Annotated in this window: 18 protein-coding genes and 1 pseudogene; 2 read left to right on the plus strand and 17 right to left on the minus strand. The window is 48.0% G+C overall.

Annotation, left to right across the window (positions count from 1 at the left end):
* Nucleotides 1–63: 63 nt before the first annotated feature.
* The 4 genes and pseudogenes from CEK60_RS07940 to CEK60_RS07955 all read right to left on the minus strand — a co-directional run.
* Entirely contained in the window at nucleotides 64–651 is a 588-nt protein-coding gene (locus CEK60_RS07940; protein ID WP_089038565.1) for an O-methyltransferase, read from the minus strand.
* Nucleotides 652–852: 201 nt separating this feature from the next.
* Nucleotides 853–1,155 (minus strand): type II toxin-antitoxin system RelE/ParE family toxin, encoded by a 303-nt coding sequence (locus CEK60_RS07945; RefSeq protein WP_089038566.1) that lies wholly within the window; start codon nucleotides 1,153–1,155, stop codon nucleotides 853–855.
* Nucleotides 1,143–1,400 (minus strand): type II toxin-antitoxin system Phd/YefM family antitoxin, encoded by a 258-nt coding sequence (locus tag CEK60_RS07950; RefSeq protein ID WP_089038567.1) that lies wholly within the window; start codon nucleotides 1,398–1,400, stop codon nucleotides 1,143–1,145. The genes CEK60_RS07945 and CEK60_RS07950 overlap by 13 nt, the downstream gene beginning before the upstream one ends.
* A 178-nt stretch (nucleotides 1,401–1,578) precedes the next feature.
* Nucleotides 1,579–1,665, minus strand: a pseudogene (locus CEK60_RS07955) (Txe/YoeB family addiction module toxin); the annotation flags it as partial.
* Nucleotides 1,666–1,758: 93 nt separating this feature from the next.
* Between CEK60_RS07955 and CEK60_RS07960 the strand changes: the two are divergent.
* On the plus strand, nucleotides 1,759–2,580 hold the full coding sequence (locus tag CEK60_RS07960) for an aldo/keto reductase (protein ID WP_089038568.1): 822 nt from the start codon (nucleotides 1,759–1,761) through the stop codon (nucleotides 2,578–2,580).
* A 187-nt stretch (nucleotides 2,581–2,767) separates the two neighbouring features.
* Nucleotides 2,768–3,286 (plus strand): helix-turn-helix domain-containing protein, encoded by a 519-nt coding sequence (locus tag CEK60_RS07965; protein WP_198361476.1) that lies wholly within the window; start codon nucleotides 2,768–2,770, stop codon nucleotides 3,284–3,286.
* 21 nt (nucleotides 3,287–3,307) lie between these two features.
* Here the strand turns inward: CEK60_RS07965 and CEK60_RS07970 are convergent, their stop codons facing one another.
* The 13 genes from CEK60_RS07970 to CEK60_RS08030 form a co-directional block, all read right to left on the minus strand.
* Nucleotides 3,308–3,700 carry a GNAT family N-acetyltransferase gene (locus CEK60_RS07970; protein WP_089038570.1) on the minus strand — a complete coding sequence of 131 codons (393 nt, stop codon included), beginning with the start codon at nucleotides 3,698–3,700 and terminating at the stop codon, nucleotides 3,308–3,310.
* A 46-nt stretch (nucleotides 3,701–3,746) separates the two neighbouring features.
* Nucleotides 3,747–4,628 (minus strand): aromatic amino acid exporter YddG, encoded by an 882-nt coding sequence (gene yddG, locus CEK60_RS07975; protein ID WP_232471487.1) that lies wholly within the window; start codon nucleotides 4,626–4,628, stop codon nucleotides 3,747–3,749.
* Nucleotides 4,629–4,716: 88 nt separating this feature from the next.
* Nucleotides 4,717–5,448, minus strand: coding sequence for an AraC family transcriptional regulator (locus CEK60_RS07980; RefSeq protein ID WP_089038572.1), 732 nt, complete (start codon nucleotides 5,446–5,448; stop codon nucleotides 4,717–4,719).
* A gap of 70 nt (nucleotides 5,449–5,518) precedes the next feature.
* Nucleotides 5,519–5,875, minus strand: a complete 357-nt coding sequence (locus CEK60_RS07985; protein ID WP_332459900.1) for an AAA family ATPase — start codon at nucleotides 5,873–5,875, stop codon at nucleotides 5,519–5,521.
* The gene (locus tag CEK60_RS23005) at nucleotides 5,829–6,005 is read right to left on the minus strand and encodes a hypothetical protein (RefSeq protein ID WP_446718662.1); all 177 of its coding nucleotides are present in this window, start codon (nucleotides 6,003–6,005) and stop codon (nucleotides 5,829–5,831) included. Before CEK60_RS23005 ends, CEK60_RS07985 begins: the two co-directional genes overlap by 47 nt.
* A gap of 190 nt (nucleotides 6,006–6,195) precedes the next feature.
* Nucleotides 6,196–6,357 carry a hypothetical protein gene (locus tag CEK60_RS07995; protein ID WP_232471488.1) on the minus strand — a complete coding sequence of 54 codons (162 nt, stop codon included), beginning with the start codon at nucleotides 6,355–6,357 and terminating at the stop codon, nucleotides 6,196–6,198.
* A 314-nt stretch (nucleotides 6,358–6,671) separates the two neighbouring features.
* Nucleotides 6,672–7,661 (minus strand): hypothetical protein, encoded by a 990-nt coding sequence (locus CEK60_RS08000; RefSeq protein ID WP_089038574.1) that lies wholly within the window; start codon nucleotides 7,659–7,661, stop codon nucleotides 6,672–6,674.
* Between the two features lie 430 nt (nucleotides 7,662–8,091).
* Nucleotides 8,092–8,748 (minus strand): Cap15 family cyclic dinucleotide receptor domain-containing protein, encoded by a 657-nt coding sequence (locus CEK60_RS08005; RefSeq protein WP_089038575.1) that lies wholly within the window; start codon nucleotides 8,746–8,748, stop codon nucleotides 8,092–8,094.
* 151 nt (nucleotides 8,749–8,899) lie between these two features.
* Entirely contained in the window at nucleotides 8,900–9,514 is a 615-nt protein-coding gene (locus tag CEK60_RS08010) for a Cap15 family cyclic dinucleotide receptor domain-containing protein (RefSeq protein ID WP_089038576.1), read from the minus strand.
* Nucleotides 9,498–9,896: a mCpol domain-containing protein gene (locus CEK60_RS08015; RefSeq protein ID WP_089038577.1), complete on the minus strand. Its 399-nt coding sequence runs from the start codon at nucleotides 9,894–9,896 to the stop codon at nucleotides 9,498–9,500. Before CEK60_RS08015 ends, CEK60_RS08010 begins: the two co-directional genes overlap by 17 nt.
* Before the next feature lie 495 nt (nucleotides 9,897–10,391).
* Nucleotides 10,392–10,913: a CBASS system CD-NTase/cGAS isopeptidase Cap3 gene (gene cap3 / locus CEK60_RS23010; RefSeq protein ID WP_198361477.1), complete on the minus strand. Its 522-nt coding sequence runs from the start codon at nucleotides 10,911–10,913 to the stop codon at nucleotides 10,392–10,394.
* Entirely contained in the window at nucleotides 10,846–12,624 is a 1,779-nt protein-coding gene (locus CEK60_RS08025; RefSeq protein WP_089038579.1) for an E2/UBC family protein, read from the minus strand. The genes cap3 and CEK60_RS08025 overlap by 68 nt, the downstream gene beginning before the upstream one ends.
* A gap of 6 nt (nucleotides 12,625–12,630) precedes the next feature.
* Nucleotides 12,631–13,941 (minus strand): CBASS cGAMP synthase, encoded by a 1,311-nt coding sequence (locus CEK60_RS08030; RefSeq protein ID WP_089038580.1) that lies wholly within the window; start codon nucleotides 13,939–13,941, stop codon nucleotides 12,631–12,633.
* Nucleotides 13,942–13,970 lie beyond the last annotated feature (29 nt).

A 13,970-nucleotide genomic window follows, 5' to 3' on the forward strand; every position in this document is an offset into this window, starting at 1 on the left:
AACGACAATATGGCATAAACGTTTATTTATTAACTCAATTATCTATGCTCAATGGTTCAAATATCATGCGGCCCGCGTTGCCATAAATTGACCATTGCCGACTGGCACAGTGCACGTAGCGAAATCTGGGTCTGCCGACACCAGCGCTACAAAACTAGCCATTTCATCAGCATGGGAGGTGGCGTTATCCACCACAAGAAGCCCACCACCTTTCAAGACTCGCTTAATATTCGGCCACCACTGCACATACTCAGAACGGTTAGAATCGAGAAAGAGCAGATCGAATGAAGAATCCTCCACGCTTTCCAGCAACTTGCCAGCCTCACATTGCAGCGATGTAATGTAGTCAGAAAGACCCGAGCGCTCAAAATTCGTGGCGGCCAGATCGAACTTGTATTCAGAAAGCTCTACCGTCGTGACGTGCCCGGAAATCTTCTGAGCGGCCTGGGCAAACCACAACGTGGAATAGCCATTAGAGGTACCAATCTCCAGCACTCGTTTTGCGTCCGTGGCTTGGGTAAGTACCGAAAGAAACTCCCCCGTACCACGAGTGATATTCAACATACGACGTGGACGATCAGCAATGGCAGCATCGTTTTCCTGGCCAAATTGCTCTAGCTCAGTTAGCAACTCGCGTAATGATTCGACCACACTTGCCCCCTTAGCAATCTAAACAGCTTTAAAACAAGAGCCGACTAATCGGCCTCAGAAGGTAGTAAAACGTCATGCCCACCTAGCTTAGAAACTTAACGTTTTCAGCTTAACGCACATAATAAACTTCACCAGATTGATCGAAAGCTCACCGGTGACGTTGACGCAGCTAAGACAACGGTATTCTAGTAACGCCCCTGGTTAGCTGTTCCCAAGCATGTACGCACGAAGCTGCCGCTCCTCTCGCATAACATAAAGGACCAGAACCTGTTTCTCCTCCTCACGATAAAAAATGCGACATGGTGGAACCACTACCTCCCTGTATACCGAATTGGGGAGCTCAGGAGGAATCCGTCCGGATTGGGGGAAATTTTCCAAACGCTCGGTCTTATCGAAAACGTCTTGGACCAGATGGCTTGCGGCAGCAGGATTATCCAGAGCAATGTACTCAGCGATGGCATCCAGTTCTTGAAGGGCAGGCTCTGTCCAAATTACTTCAGCCATTTACTCATTTTCTCCCTGGCCTCACTTTGGCTGTACGTTCTATCCTCAAGTACAGCGCGCTCTCCCCGCGAAAGCCCCTCAAGCAGCTCTAGTCGGCGCTGCATAAACTCGTAATCTTGCACATCGACAAGGTATGCGGATGGCTTGCCATGTTCAGTGATCAGTACCGGCTCTTTCGAAAGATGCAGGTCTGCCAAGATTTTTGTGGCTTGGCGCTTAAGGTTGGTAACAAGTTCAACTTTCATGGGCACACTCTGAGTCAGACTGATAGTGGCACTATAGTATCACTTCCCAAGTGGGGCAATCACCGCTGATGATCACCAGTTAACGACAAGTTGCCCACTAACAGCGGCAGTTTATGCACTATTCGTAGTGACTCCAGAGCCGAAGAACCTTAACCACCCGCTCTTCTTCAAGCACTTGCTAGACCAAGCTATGCTGGATATTAATCTGACGTAAATAAGCGCCTGCATGATCACCGAGGAGCTTTTCACATGGTGGAGGCTTTCGATTGCTCAAGGTGCTGGTTTTGGTTCATGAACTGCGGTGGCGGCGGATAGTCAGAGCAGTACCACAGCAGGAGATACAGCAGGAGATAGCGATATGCAGACAATAGAGCTAGGCGGAGAAAGCGTACCCCGTATCGGCCAGGGCACCTGGCATATGGGCGAGAATGCAGGTCAGCGGCAGGCTGAGGTCAGGGCGCTGCGCGAAGGCTTGGATCTGGGCATGACGCTGATCGATACCGCAGAGATGTATGCCGAAGGCGGTACTGAAGAGATCGTTGGCCAAGCGATCCTCGGTCGGCGCGATGAGGTGTATCTGGTCAGCAAGGTCTACCCCCACAACGCCAGTACCAAGGGTGTTCAAGCCGCCTGCGAGCGCAGCCTGCGGCGGTTGGGCACCGACACTATTGATCTATACCTGCTGCACTGGCGCGGCCAATACCCGCTGAGCGAAACAGTGGAAGCTTTTGAGCGGCTGCGCGAGCAGGGCAAGATTCTACGCTGGGGTGTATCGAACTTCGACATTGACGACTTAGCTGAGCTCGACGCGCCAGCTTGCGCCACCAACCAGGTGCTCTACAACCCCGAAGCAAGGGGGATTGAACACGACCTGTTGCCCTGGCAAGCACAACACAACATGCCGCTCATGGCCTACTGCCCCATCGGGCAAGGCGGCGCGTTACTGCATGATGCCGCCCTGCAACGCATCGCCGACAAACACAGCGCCACCACCGCGCAAGTCGCCCTCGCCTGGGCACTGCGCCACCCCGGCGTGATTGCAATTCCTAAGGCTGTGAATCTGGATCACCTCAAGCAAAACTTTGATGCTGATAACGTCAGACTCGACGACGATGACCTGGCCCAGATCGATGCCGCCTATCCTCCGCCAACGCGCAAGCAGCCTTTGCAGATGGTGTGAATCCGAGCCATTAACGGCCCAGCACTGGAGCGATGTCATATCAAAACCCAATGCCTGGATCAGCTTTCTCGCCCACCTGCTGTTCATACTCGCTGCGTGGACGATGTTCATCAAATACCCCATCACGTGTAGACAAAGCCTTACGCTCATCGGTATCGAACAGGTATGGGATAAAGATGGCCGAAGCGTGCAACTGGACGAAATCGACTTCGCCCAGGATGCCCTGCTCACTCAGCTGTTTTGCACCACCCTTGGCCAGAGCAACTGGCAAGACCCGCTGGATCAATTAGCGCTGGATTCCGCCACCCAAACGGCATTGATACACACCCTACGCCACTATAGCCAGCGCCGACTGCCAACTCTGCGCCCAACCGGTGGACTACCTGCGTGGCAATTAAAACGAGTGGTGGAGTTCATTGAGCATCACCTGAACCAACCCCTTACGCTGGCATGCATGGCGGGTATCACTGGCTTAAGTGACTACCACTTCGCCCGCATGTTCAAACAAGCCACTGGTTACCCACCACATCGCTATGTGCTGCACCGTCGTCTTATCCGGGCGCAATACTTGTTGGCGGAAACATCGCTAAATATGACTGAGATCGCACTACGCTGCGGTTTTGGCTCCAGCAGTCATTTCAGCAACCGCTTTCGCACAGAGACAGGTGTCAGTCCTACTGAGTATCGGACGCAACAACGTAGCTAGGGTTCTTACGAAGGCTGCCTGCTACCCGCCCCGCTCTGGGCCTACGCTGGCGTTATATAAGATCACCTCATCTCCAGCCCCATAGCCGCTAATCACGGCCGCGCGGGAGACTCCTAGCGTGGATTGATACAGCTTCTCTGCGAAGTTGCCTTCCGAGGTGGTCACCATCACCGCCCCCACATCGCAGCCCTGGCGGCGCACGTGAGCCTTGAACGGTGCTAGCGACTCCACAATGAGCTGCTTACCCAGCCCCCTACCTGCTGCTTCCGGGTGAATACCGATTTGCTCCAGCTCGATGATACTTTTTTCCCGAAAGCCGTTTTTCACGCTAAACGAGGCTTTTAACTCTTGCTTGAACGCATCAAATGCTGATGCGTCTGCCAACGCCAGCGTGACTGCGGATGAATGTTCCATGGCTGCGCCTATTTGCTCAACGAGCGTTATCAGTCTGCCATCATTTCTAGCGCTGCGCGCCCCGGTGCTTCGCGCGGCTTGCGATCAAAGAACCAATGACGATGAGCACGCTAGCACTCAATACGGCCACCGTGGCCTCGCCGTATCCCGCCAAGATCAGTAGCACCACCGAAATGAGTGGCGCGCTGTAGGCTAGGGTGCCAAGTAGCTGGATGTTCCCGTGTTTGACGCCATAGTCCCAGGTGAAAAATGCGATTCCAACCGGCCCAAGGCCCAGCCCAACCACGCCTACCCATTGCATCAAGCCATCCGGCCACACCGTCTCTTCCCACAGCATATGGCACCCTAAAGCCAGCAGCGCCGTCACGCCGCAGAACCAACCGACGGCATCGGTTGGCACTGAGCGCACCAATCTGCTAAGCACGGAGTAAGAAGACCAAATCAATGCACACGCCAGTGCTACCAGATAACCGGGCAGGTTCTCCCAAGCAAATCCGCCTGCATTTCGGCTGATCAACAACCAACAACCCACCAGCGCCACCAAGGCGCCAACGATAGACTGAGCTCGCATCCTCTCGTCCGGTAACAGGGCAGACAGCAGAACGATCAGTAGTGGCCAGAGGTAAGCCAACAGGCTGACTTCCACCGCCGGTGCTAGCGTCATCGCCTTGAAATATGCAAAGTGATAACCGAATAACCCGACGATACCGATACACCAAGCAAACGGCGACTGGCGTATATACCGAACGCCCGTATGGCCAGCCAAGACCCAACGCCCACCCATCAACAGAAACGCAATGCCGAAAGTCATGGCCATCAGCTGGAACTCTGGAATATCTCCGCCGGATAGCTTGGTCAGCAAAGCCAAAGTACCCCAAAGCAGAACGGAAATGGATCCGATCCAGGTAGCGGCATTCACGGTTGCCATGTCACTTTCCCCCGAGATTCTCATGCGTTAGCAGTGACGGGAGAGCGTATCCATGGCATCGATGGGAATCTTTTGAATCCTGGCGGAATTATGTCGAGAGACGGCGGAAGTGGCTAGGCGGTTTGCCAAAGTGACGTCTAAAGCGGTCGCTGAAGGCCGATAACGACGAATAGCCTACCGAATCAGCCACCCGCTGAACGCTGAGGCCTGACTGTTCCAGAAGCCGAAACGCCTCTTTCATTCGCACTTCTGTGAGGTATTGATGAGGCGTCACGCCCACCTGATGGCGAAAAAGATCGTTCAACTGCCGAATACTCAAATGGGCCACGTTAGCAACCTCTGCCATGGAAATCGGTTGGTGGAAATGATCATCCAGAAACTGTTGCGCTGTGTGAACCCTGCGATCCAGTTTCAATTGACTTCCATAGCGCTCCTGCAGCAGCTGTATCAGTAATAGCAGCATGTGATGCTGGGTAACGTTTGACCCAGCCCCGCTCATAGCCTGAGCATGAAGGAACTGGACATAATGGTGCAGTGCCGAATCCAGCCCCACGAAACAAGGCAGCTTATCTAGCGCAGGAGCCAGCCCTACAGGCAAATCGGCCACCAAAAACCGATTATCTTCTGTTGCAGCAAACCCATGGCCGCTTCCTGAAGGGATGATGGCCGCACGGTGCTGTGCCACCTCCCCCGCCATGGAATCTACTGACAGAAACAGCGTGCCGACCAGGGGCAATACCAGTTGATGATGGTCGTGGGAATGACTTTTCACTTCATCATCGTAGGTACGTATGTGCAGGCCGATCTCTGGATATTTCATGACCTTACTCAGCAGTCGTGGGCATATTCACTTCCTTGACCTGATTCCCCCAGCCTTAGGCTGTGGGTTTTTAGGCAACGCTCGCTTGGTGGATGGAGGTGGCATCCAGCGTTTTGTAACCCCATTGCGAATACCAGCTTTTCATCCCCTCGAATACCCTGCGGGACTCCTCGAATGTTTGATCACGCTCTGAATCTGTACCGTAAATGTCCTCCCATGGCGTCAGAAGAAAAACAACGGGATTATAGGGGAACAGTTGAACATAGTTGGCGATGTCCACCCGTGACAACGCGTTCTCCGCATCAAGCATGTACAGCGCATCCCGCACCCCACGATCAAAGAACGTGGCCTGCTCGCCACCAGCGACACTCCGGTACTTTTCAATATCGGATTTCAGAATATCCTGAGCGAAACTTACTTTGATCAGGGACCTCTACAGCCCAAAGCCCCCACCCACGCTCAGCAATGAGAGACTTGATTCTTCTCCCCATACTGTAGCTTTCTTCCTCCGTCAGAGGCTTCAGGAAGAACTCCATCACGTCCTTATCCCTACACATCTGTGAAAAGGGATATAGGTCTTCGTCATCCCATTGCCGAAGTATCAATCTTTCCGTTCTAAATCATACGTCAGGTGATGCCTTATAACGCCGCAATCACTCGCTTGTCGCGTGCATTCCCTGGTTATGAGATGCTGGATGGTCACTTACCAGCCGCCCATACATTGCCGAGTCAGAGACGATCTCTGCTTCAACTCGCCAAAGTCCCAATGAATTGAATCCGTGCCGAAAGAAACTCCCCCGTATCACGAGTGATATTCAACATACGGCGCGGACGATCAGCAATGGCAGCATCGTTTTCCTGGCCAAATTGCTCTAACTCAGTTAGCAACTCGCGTAATGATTCGACCACACTTGTCCCCTAGCAATCTAAACAGCTTGAAAACGAGAGCCGACTGGTCAGCCTCAGAAGATGATAAAACGTCATGCCCACCTAGCTTAGAAACGTAACGTGTTCAGCTTAATGCACATCATGAACTTCACCAGATTGATCGAAGGTCTAAAATCGGCCAAGAGCGGTCTTTTGGGTAGTGCTGATATGACGCTTTGGCTACGCCGCCAGCATGCAGCGCGAGTACGTTCACCAACAGCCACCTTTTGAAATGGTCAAAGCATCTGATTGAGATGCTTCATTGTCAGGTAACCGCGCACATTAGCACTATGCCACTACAAACAAGTATCGAATTTGCTTACTCTGAAAGCTACCCATATAGGATCATCTAAGGGTTCACCCATAGTCAATCTTGGGGCGATTGGATCAAAGTTCGCCCCATTAAAACCTTCAGGATAATCTTCTTTTGTTGATAATCTAGCAATCGGATAGTACCCAATACGCAAAACTGGCTGATGGATATTTGGTGACCTATTTCCAGATGTCAGACTAAAACTGTGCTGTATGATCTGGTCATCATCACTGTGTATTTCTTTATAGGCAGATATAAAAAGTTCTACCGCATTTAATCCAACAGCAACCATTCCTGTTCCAGACAAAGTAAATGTAGCATCAGCCATCGCTTTGGATAAAGCGCTATGCACGTCAAGACTCTGGGTATCTTCAGGTAGTCTCTGTGATATTTCCATTATTTGTGTCGTAATGTCGGATTTAAGTGCTTCTAATTCTTCCTTATCTTGTTCCACCATACTTATGTGAAAAAAAAGATCACCGCCTTCGTACCTGCGTGGCCCGTAGATAGGTACATTTTCTACTGCTAATGGTCTTTCAGACAATTGCCCTGATGTAGAAAATATGTTGTATTCAGCATTTGAAGGAAAAATCTCTTCTGGATTTTGGTTAATCGTTGTACTGTCCCTTCTCTCATATGTCGCTATTGCCACGGTTACTTCACTTCGAGCTCTTGACCCGAATAGTTTTCTTTCATGCATAGGTTCAAATGTTTGGTTTATATAGCCTCCAATCATATCAATCGCGATACATTCGCCTTTATTAATAACTTCATCCCCACTAGGGTATGAGATATTTGGATTCTGTATAGATATACCATTGCCACCTTCTCTGAGAGAATATGTTGTTGTATCTTCTATTGGCGGAACATAGCCAACCGCACTGTTCGATTCAAAGTTATTTGCAGTACCATCAAAAATACCGCACCCAGTTATTAACATATACACCGGTAAAGAAAGATATAATTTTAGCATATTTATCACCTTATTCTTTTAGTTTTCTTCAGATCTATGCTCAAACATGCGGTGCCTCGATAGGTGTATCCGGTGGAGGCCGCATGCTGGAAATAACTTAGCTGACTAATAAATTGGTAATTTCAATTTATCACACCTTAATTTTAATTTTCCTGAAGCTATGACGAACGTTTGAGCGCAGAAGTTTTTTTGGAGGTCAGCACCTATTCTTGCCCACCTTCCCTAACGCACAAAATCCAATACAATAATGGCTTGCCACATTTTCATTTCCACCAGCATTGTCAGCTTTAAGTGCCAACTGCCAATGCACTATCAAAGTAGCTCAAAGTTCTGCACTCGGCCAAGAGCGGTCTTTAAGGCGGTACTGATGTAATGCCTTGCTCTGGGGCTGCATGGAGTGGAGGGTAATGCAGTCCCTAGTAACTACTTGTTACTTGTTTTTTCGCTCCATTGTAATTAGTCCCGCAGTATTCATCCCACGTTGCCATGCTCTATTTGTCCAGTATGTCCCTTTCAAGACCGTATTTTCTTCATTAATTATGATCTCAAGCTTGGCCGCTCCCTCAAAAAATCTATCATCAGTATCTTTAGGAATAGGAACCAAAGCTTCAAAAATATAACTCAGATAGAAAGTTCCGGTGCGAGGATCTCTGTAAAGTTCGCTTTGTATTACCTTGCTTCCTTGGTAGCCATCCAGTGACCTCAATGCCAAATTAAATCCAAATAAATCTGCTTTAATTGTTAGCTCCACTTCCTTTACGGTTTTTTTTCCATTTTCGTCGGTGTAACTTGAGTGGACCTCGCCTAGCCACTTTCCGTTGAGATTTGGGCACACCGCTTTATGTAGAACACTACCAAGAAATGGAAGTTTCCAAAAAATCAGCCATCCCCACTTTCCAATGCAAAAAATAATTGCGACAAATATTAGCGTTATTGGCGTTGCAAGCTTAAAAGAGTCGCCAAAGTTGCCCCAGGAAAGATCGCCACCATCAGGTCCAATTAGTAGAATCAATGCAGATAGGAATAATGCTGAAAAAATAGCGAGCAATAGCTTTAATAGTCCGAGTTTCGGAAGTACTTTCCACATATCTATCAACCTTTAAAATATTTTATTCTCGGAGGGTTTCTCACTGAACGAGAAAAACCAGTTATTCGCAACTTCTCTGCGCCCGTACCCTTTAAGAGGAGGCGAAGCCGCAACGGTTAAGCCATCGTTGAGTCTGCGCTTATTAGGCTCCTTAGTAAAACGAAACATCCTTATTAGAGTCTTTACAAACCTGAGTTAGCCGAATTCTACCTACTGTTTTTCGGTCAGTATAATATTGCCCAGAAAGCTCATACTTTTTACCTTTTTCCGAGCCTATAGTACGGATATCAAATAATGTAGAACCATTATATGCAGGCCATCCTGGTGTTTTTGGAGTTGAACGATAGACGTAGTATAGCTTTTTTTGCCCTTGCTCTATTGTTGGAGTTGTTTCCAAAGTAATTGATTTAGTCGTTTCACCATGCATATCAATTTGAGTTGCGAGCAACGATTGTCGAATCACAGCCTTGGCGGAAATATCTTTACCATCTTCAAGAGTAATTTTTCCTTCCCATGTTCCATTTAAATCAGGAAACATTGATTTATCAAACCAAGCTAGAACACCCCATAATTTTCGAGAAATAAAGGAGGTCAATAATAATAGAACTAAAAGGGTGCTTACTATTGACGATATCGTAATGACCTTAAATAAAGATATACCAGGCAACCAATATGTTTGTATAAGGGCATAAATCCCCATGCTGATGACTACAGTAGTTAGAGCAATGTATTTTAAAAGAAGATCAAACCTAACGATTCTGAACAATTGCGCTCTCCTTGCTTGCATCATCTAATGCAGAATACTCATGCAAGCAATTTTTCCCACTGCACTTAGCTGAAGTTAACGCGATATATGATTCACGAAGATTCCCCCCTGCTCCAGCGGAAAAAGTCACTCCTTCTGGAGCAATTTCACGCATCTCAGAAAATAACGATCTCACATCAACCTCTAATGCTGTCGAGCCCACAACTCCATCTGCGGCGCAAAAAATAACGTCAAATCCATGCTCCTGAAGCTTAATGGATATTGCCTTAGTAGAAACCTCAAGGGACTGGCTTAACTTCACAAGCCCGTCACGATCATTACTTAAATAACATGAGGTTATTTTTCTACCTACATCATCACCATCAATTGAAATGTATTTCAACTAAAACCTCTGTTGCTATTTTATTGGAGCCTAAAGCTTGAAGCAGCTGCGCGGTACGCGTCGGCTGACTTTGTTTGTTAGCAGCCTACACCAAACTTGCGCGGCTTGCCGCACTAGCAAACCCGAACAACGGCACGGCCGCTTTGGTGCGAGGCTGTGTAAAAACGCTCGAAGAGTCTCGATCCGGCCAAAAAATTATCAAAAATCGCGCTCTCTCGCTAAATTTGAGTCATCTTCATTGCGAAATTTCTCCAGATTTTGCTTACGGACGTCAACTTCTGGACGGTTTAACAGTTTTCACACAGCCTCGATCGATTCCCAACCGTCAATTAATCTTAGAATATGACAAGCATGAATGCCATCCTTTTGACCCTACCCATGGATGGTCATGCCATGAACGTTTCAACTGAACATTCCTTTAAACATTGGAATAAAGGCAGTTGGTGGGATGATCACCACTAAGATACGTTGATAACTGAGCACCTATAAGTACCATCAAATCTTGAGAAGCGGAATGACAGTTGAAGTACATTTTTTAGCAGCCCATATTTCATTCTTACCTACTATCAGCAAGACCATAGGCTCGTCAGCAATAAGATATCGTTTCCATGAATTTAAATCTGTTGAAGACGGAGAGGGAACATCCTCAGGATGAGTGTGCCATTCTCCTAGGTACTGAAGACGGCCGGACGAACGTGAAAAAGCATCTTCGACAGCAGCTTGATGATGAGGCCCTCGGCGATCAACAAAATATCGGCGTCTGATATCGCCTTTTCCCGGCTCCGAGACCTGATGCACTACCAAGTGCGATCCCCGGCGCTCGCCAATGAGTACACCAGCTGCTTCGTTGTTGCTTAAATTATACTGGCGATAGCTTAGGAGTCTACTCAGGACTGTAGGCAAGATTACAAGTAGACTGCCCCGGCTATCTGTAAATGTCAGTTCCGTCTCAATCATGACAGATTGGGCAATTGGAATTACGCGGTAAAAGGCGAGGTCGCCTAGTTCGGCTGCCATCGAGCATATGCTCGCTGTACGTCCAACTCAAGCTGGGTTCCAAGAGCGACAGTACAGCTTCTTGCACCATTGCCGCCGTTATTACGCTGACCGCCGCGTCATAAGGTGTGAAAGTGCTCCCACAACTGACTAAACGCTCTTGGCTAACATCAATATTATCAAACCGTAGATCCAAGCCATTTTTGTAAAATGCAGGGGCGGTGAGTAGACAACCATAGCAACACATGCCGTCGTCAATTAAGACTTTTGATGCTCGGCCATTGCCGTCATTAAACCCATGGATGAGCTTAGGTCTCTCATCGGGTGCCATGGTGCGAACTACATGGGCCAGACGCTTTGCAACTGGGGGACGACCAGTAGCGTCGATGACAATGTCGTATTGGTTCAATAGCTCAGGATGAATCGAAAACTGATAAGGTTTTCCCTCAACATCACAGTTTAGATGTGTAGATGATTTAAGTGTAGCTGCTAACGATATTGCTTTGTTATGTCCAAAATCCTCGGTGGATAAGGGGTGCCGTCCAAAATTTTGAGGCCCGAAAGAGTCGTTATCATAGAGGTCAAATCTAGACTGACCGCATCCCGCCCCGGAGCGAAGCAATAGGCCACCAAGATACCCGCCAATGGTTCCACAGCCTATAAGCGCGATACTCTTAGTGCTCAACTCTTCACTGGCTACACGGCGCCGATTGCGGCCCAGGATTGTTTTCTTATCCGCCTTCGTCACCCCCATTCGAGTGAATTTTTGAACCGAACGGTTGGCAGATAGACAGCCAATCAATTTCTTAGTATTTACTACGCGTCTGGTATGTTTCTTTCGATTTTTTTTCTTGGGATAAGTATTCAGCCCGGTCGCAGCAAGATCAAGTTCAACGTAGAGACCCACCAAATCTTGATGCTTTACATCGAACAGGATTACGTGCCGTTTAACAGGATTATCAACAAAGTGTTTTAGAAGGCGGCTGAGAGCACTTAGATCCACTTCACTTAGCCATTGGAGTAGCTCCCGAAAGTTTTGTGGCGGCCACTCCACCCCAGCTAGACGCGACGGATTAACTTTGAGGTAACAAGTGAGAATGCTCTTACTACTACTTCGTGTTAGGCACCTTTGCTTCATCCACTCATAGAACTCCTTTTCCTCTTCCTTCTCAAAGACGACCCACTCCTCACCAGACCCTTTTTCTGATTTCTCATTTCCTATCGCATTAATTGCCACATGACACTGCATTTCTAACTTCTCTACAGCATCTGAAATAAGATAGAGTTCCTTATCAGACAACCAATAGGAGGCGAACTCTCCTTCCATCTCTTGATCATTCAGAGAGCCGTGCATTACTGACGCGACTGATGCATCCAATGTTCGTTGGATCTGACCATCTACCTGCAAATAAAGTCCATGCAGGTTATTAGCATCCCAGTCTGCTTCCATCTCTCGAACGTAGCAGAGATACCACCCCAAGTTAATATGAGGTAATAATAGGCCCTTGAATTGATCAGGTTTTTTGAGAATGTATGCGGTAGGTAAAGTGATATGTGGATCGGCAGGTAAGCTTAATGCGATTCTGAAATTGCCTTCCACTGTTCCATAGTTTTTAACGTAAAAGCCCTTGGAGGAGTTGAGGGCGCGCAGAGGTGTGCTTTCAGAAATATGCTGAGCCTTGGTGTACTGATACCCACAACCCAGCAATATCTGATGAAGTTCACTAGACACGTAATATTAACCGCTTGCCATAGTGGGACTGATGCTAGTGGCTTGAGCACCACGAGAAGGTTCAGCTACAAACGCAGGTGCAGACACTTCGCTCACGATCAGTTCGCTCTTAATTACACGCTGTCCGAATGCCCGGTTGATTGAATCGAGAGCAAGCACTTTGGTCGAGGATTTCTGAGCTTCTATTAAAATTTCCTGCAGTTCACTGAGTCGTTTAATAACCTCTCTCTCATATTCACCATGCTCACGATGGCCTGGAAATAAAGGTTTTTCAACAGTGAGATCTGGGCTTTTTACACCATTGAAAAACTCCGCCGGAAGATTCTCGGTAAGCGACATCATAGCCGCTCCAAGATCTCCTTTCTGGAGGGGCACTTTATCGAAAATGCTAACGGTTGCTGCCATAAGTGAAATCGAAGACGGACCGCCACCGTCCTGCCATTGCGCATCGCGCCAGGACTTCATAAAACGGCAAACTTTGCGCAAATCAGGGCCGATCCGTTCACAACTTTCAACAAACCAGTCTTCTATAGTTTTTGGATCACTCTTTATCCATTTCTTTTCACCTTCGCGCAAAGCGAGGTTCACGCAATCTTCATCAAGCCTGTAATCCTCACGATTAAGCATGATGGACCCGCTAATTGAATCCATAGCCTCCATACCCAGTCCGCGTGATTTTGCTACAGCTATAGATTCCTCTTTGAGTAGAAATTGATCCTTCGGTATCGCATACATGGGAACGTCAATATGAGTATGCTTAGCAGGAATTTTCAAGCGCGCGCAGGTGGCCTTTGACGAATCAAACTGCCAGCCTGCATTTTCTTTCTCCAAGGACTTCAATGAGGAGTCCACAAGCAGTATGAGAATCCTGTGACCAATGACAGGTTTGCCTTTAAAAACTTCCATAGGAAGGTAAGTGCCATCGTCTATATCCATCTCCTGTGGCGGGGTGGCATAGGGATTATTAAGGGTATCGTACTGAAAGCTCCCTTGTGTCCAGAAACGTGGCTTGAGATTCCGGAAGGAATTTCTTGCGTCTTCATCCATGTTCAATAGCAATATCGCTATTTCAGCCTGATCTTCATCGCTGAGGTGTTTAAGGTTTGTATCAGAAATACGCGCCTTAAAGCTCTCTAAGGAGCTGGTCAGATTTGACGTTTGGACAAGCGCTTTCGCTTCTTCAAACACCTCTTTAGTACGATCTCGAATTTTAGCGCGTAATTGTTTGAGCTCGGTAACGCGTTGCTCACTCAATTTCAACTTGCCAATAAGCCCGTCACTGGGGTCGTTATAATAGCGATGGAAGTTCCAATTCATTTCTTTGTCTCCTGTTGGGCAGAGGGACG

This window comes from Halomonas sp. N3-2A (assembly GCF_002216165.1).
Classification (GTDB): Bacteria; Pseudomonadota; Gammaproteobacteria; order Pseudomonadales; family Halomonadaceae; genus Vreelandella.

What these genes read in the sequence shown, in the direction of transcription:
- CEK60_RS07945 (WP_089038566.1), bottom strand. Translation starts at nt 1,155, where the DNA reads ATGGCTGAAGTAATTTGGACAGAGCCTGCCCTTCAAGAACTGGATGCC.
- CEK60_RS07950 (WP_089038567.1), bottom strand. Translation starts at nt 1,400, where the DNA reads ATGAAAGTTGAACTTGTTACCAACCTTAAGCGCCAAGCCACAAAAATC.
- CEK60_RS07960 (WP_089038568.1), top strand. Translation starts at nt 1,759, where the DNA reads ATGCAGACAATAGAGCTAGGCGGAGAAAGCGTACCCCGTATCGGCCAG.
- CEK60_RS07970 (WP_089038570.1), bottom strand. Translation starts at nt 3,700, where the DNA reads ATGGAACATTCATCCGCAGTCACGCTGGCGTTGGCAGACGCATCAGCA.
- yddG (WP_232471487.1), bottom strand. Translation starts at nt 4,628, where the DNA reads ATGGCAACCGTGAATGCCGCTACCTGGATCGGATCCATTTCCGTTCTG.
- CEK60_RS07980 (WP_089038572.1), bottom strand. Translation starts at nt 5,448, where the DNA reads ATGAAATATCCAGAGATCGGCCTGCACATACGTACCTACGATGATGAA.
- CEK60_RS23005 (WP_446718662.1), bottom strand. Translation starts at nt 6,005, where the DNA reads ATGTGTAGGGATAAGGACGTGATGGAGTTCTTCCTGAAGCCTCTGACG.
- CEK60_RS08000 (WP_089038574.1), bottom strand. Translation starts at nt 7,661, where the DNA reads ATGCTAAAATTATATCTTTCTTTACCGGTGTATATGTTAATAACTGGG.
- CEK60_RS08005 (WP_089038575.1), bottom strand. Translation starts at nt 8,748, where the DNA reads ATGTGGAAAGTACTTCCGAAACTCGGACTATTAAAGCTATTGCTCGCT.
- cap3 (WP_198361477.1), bottom strand. Translation starts at nt 10,913, where the DNA reads ATGGCAGCCGAACTAGGCGACCTCGCCTTTTACCGCGTAATTCCAATT.
- CEK60_RS08030 (WP_089038580.1), bottom strand. Translation starts at nt 13,941, where the DNA reads ATGAATTGGAACTTCCATCGCTATTATAACGACCCCAGTGACGGGCTT.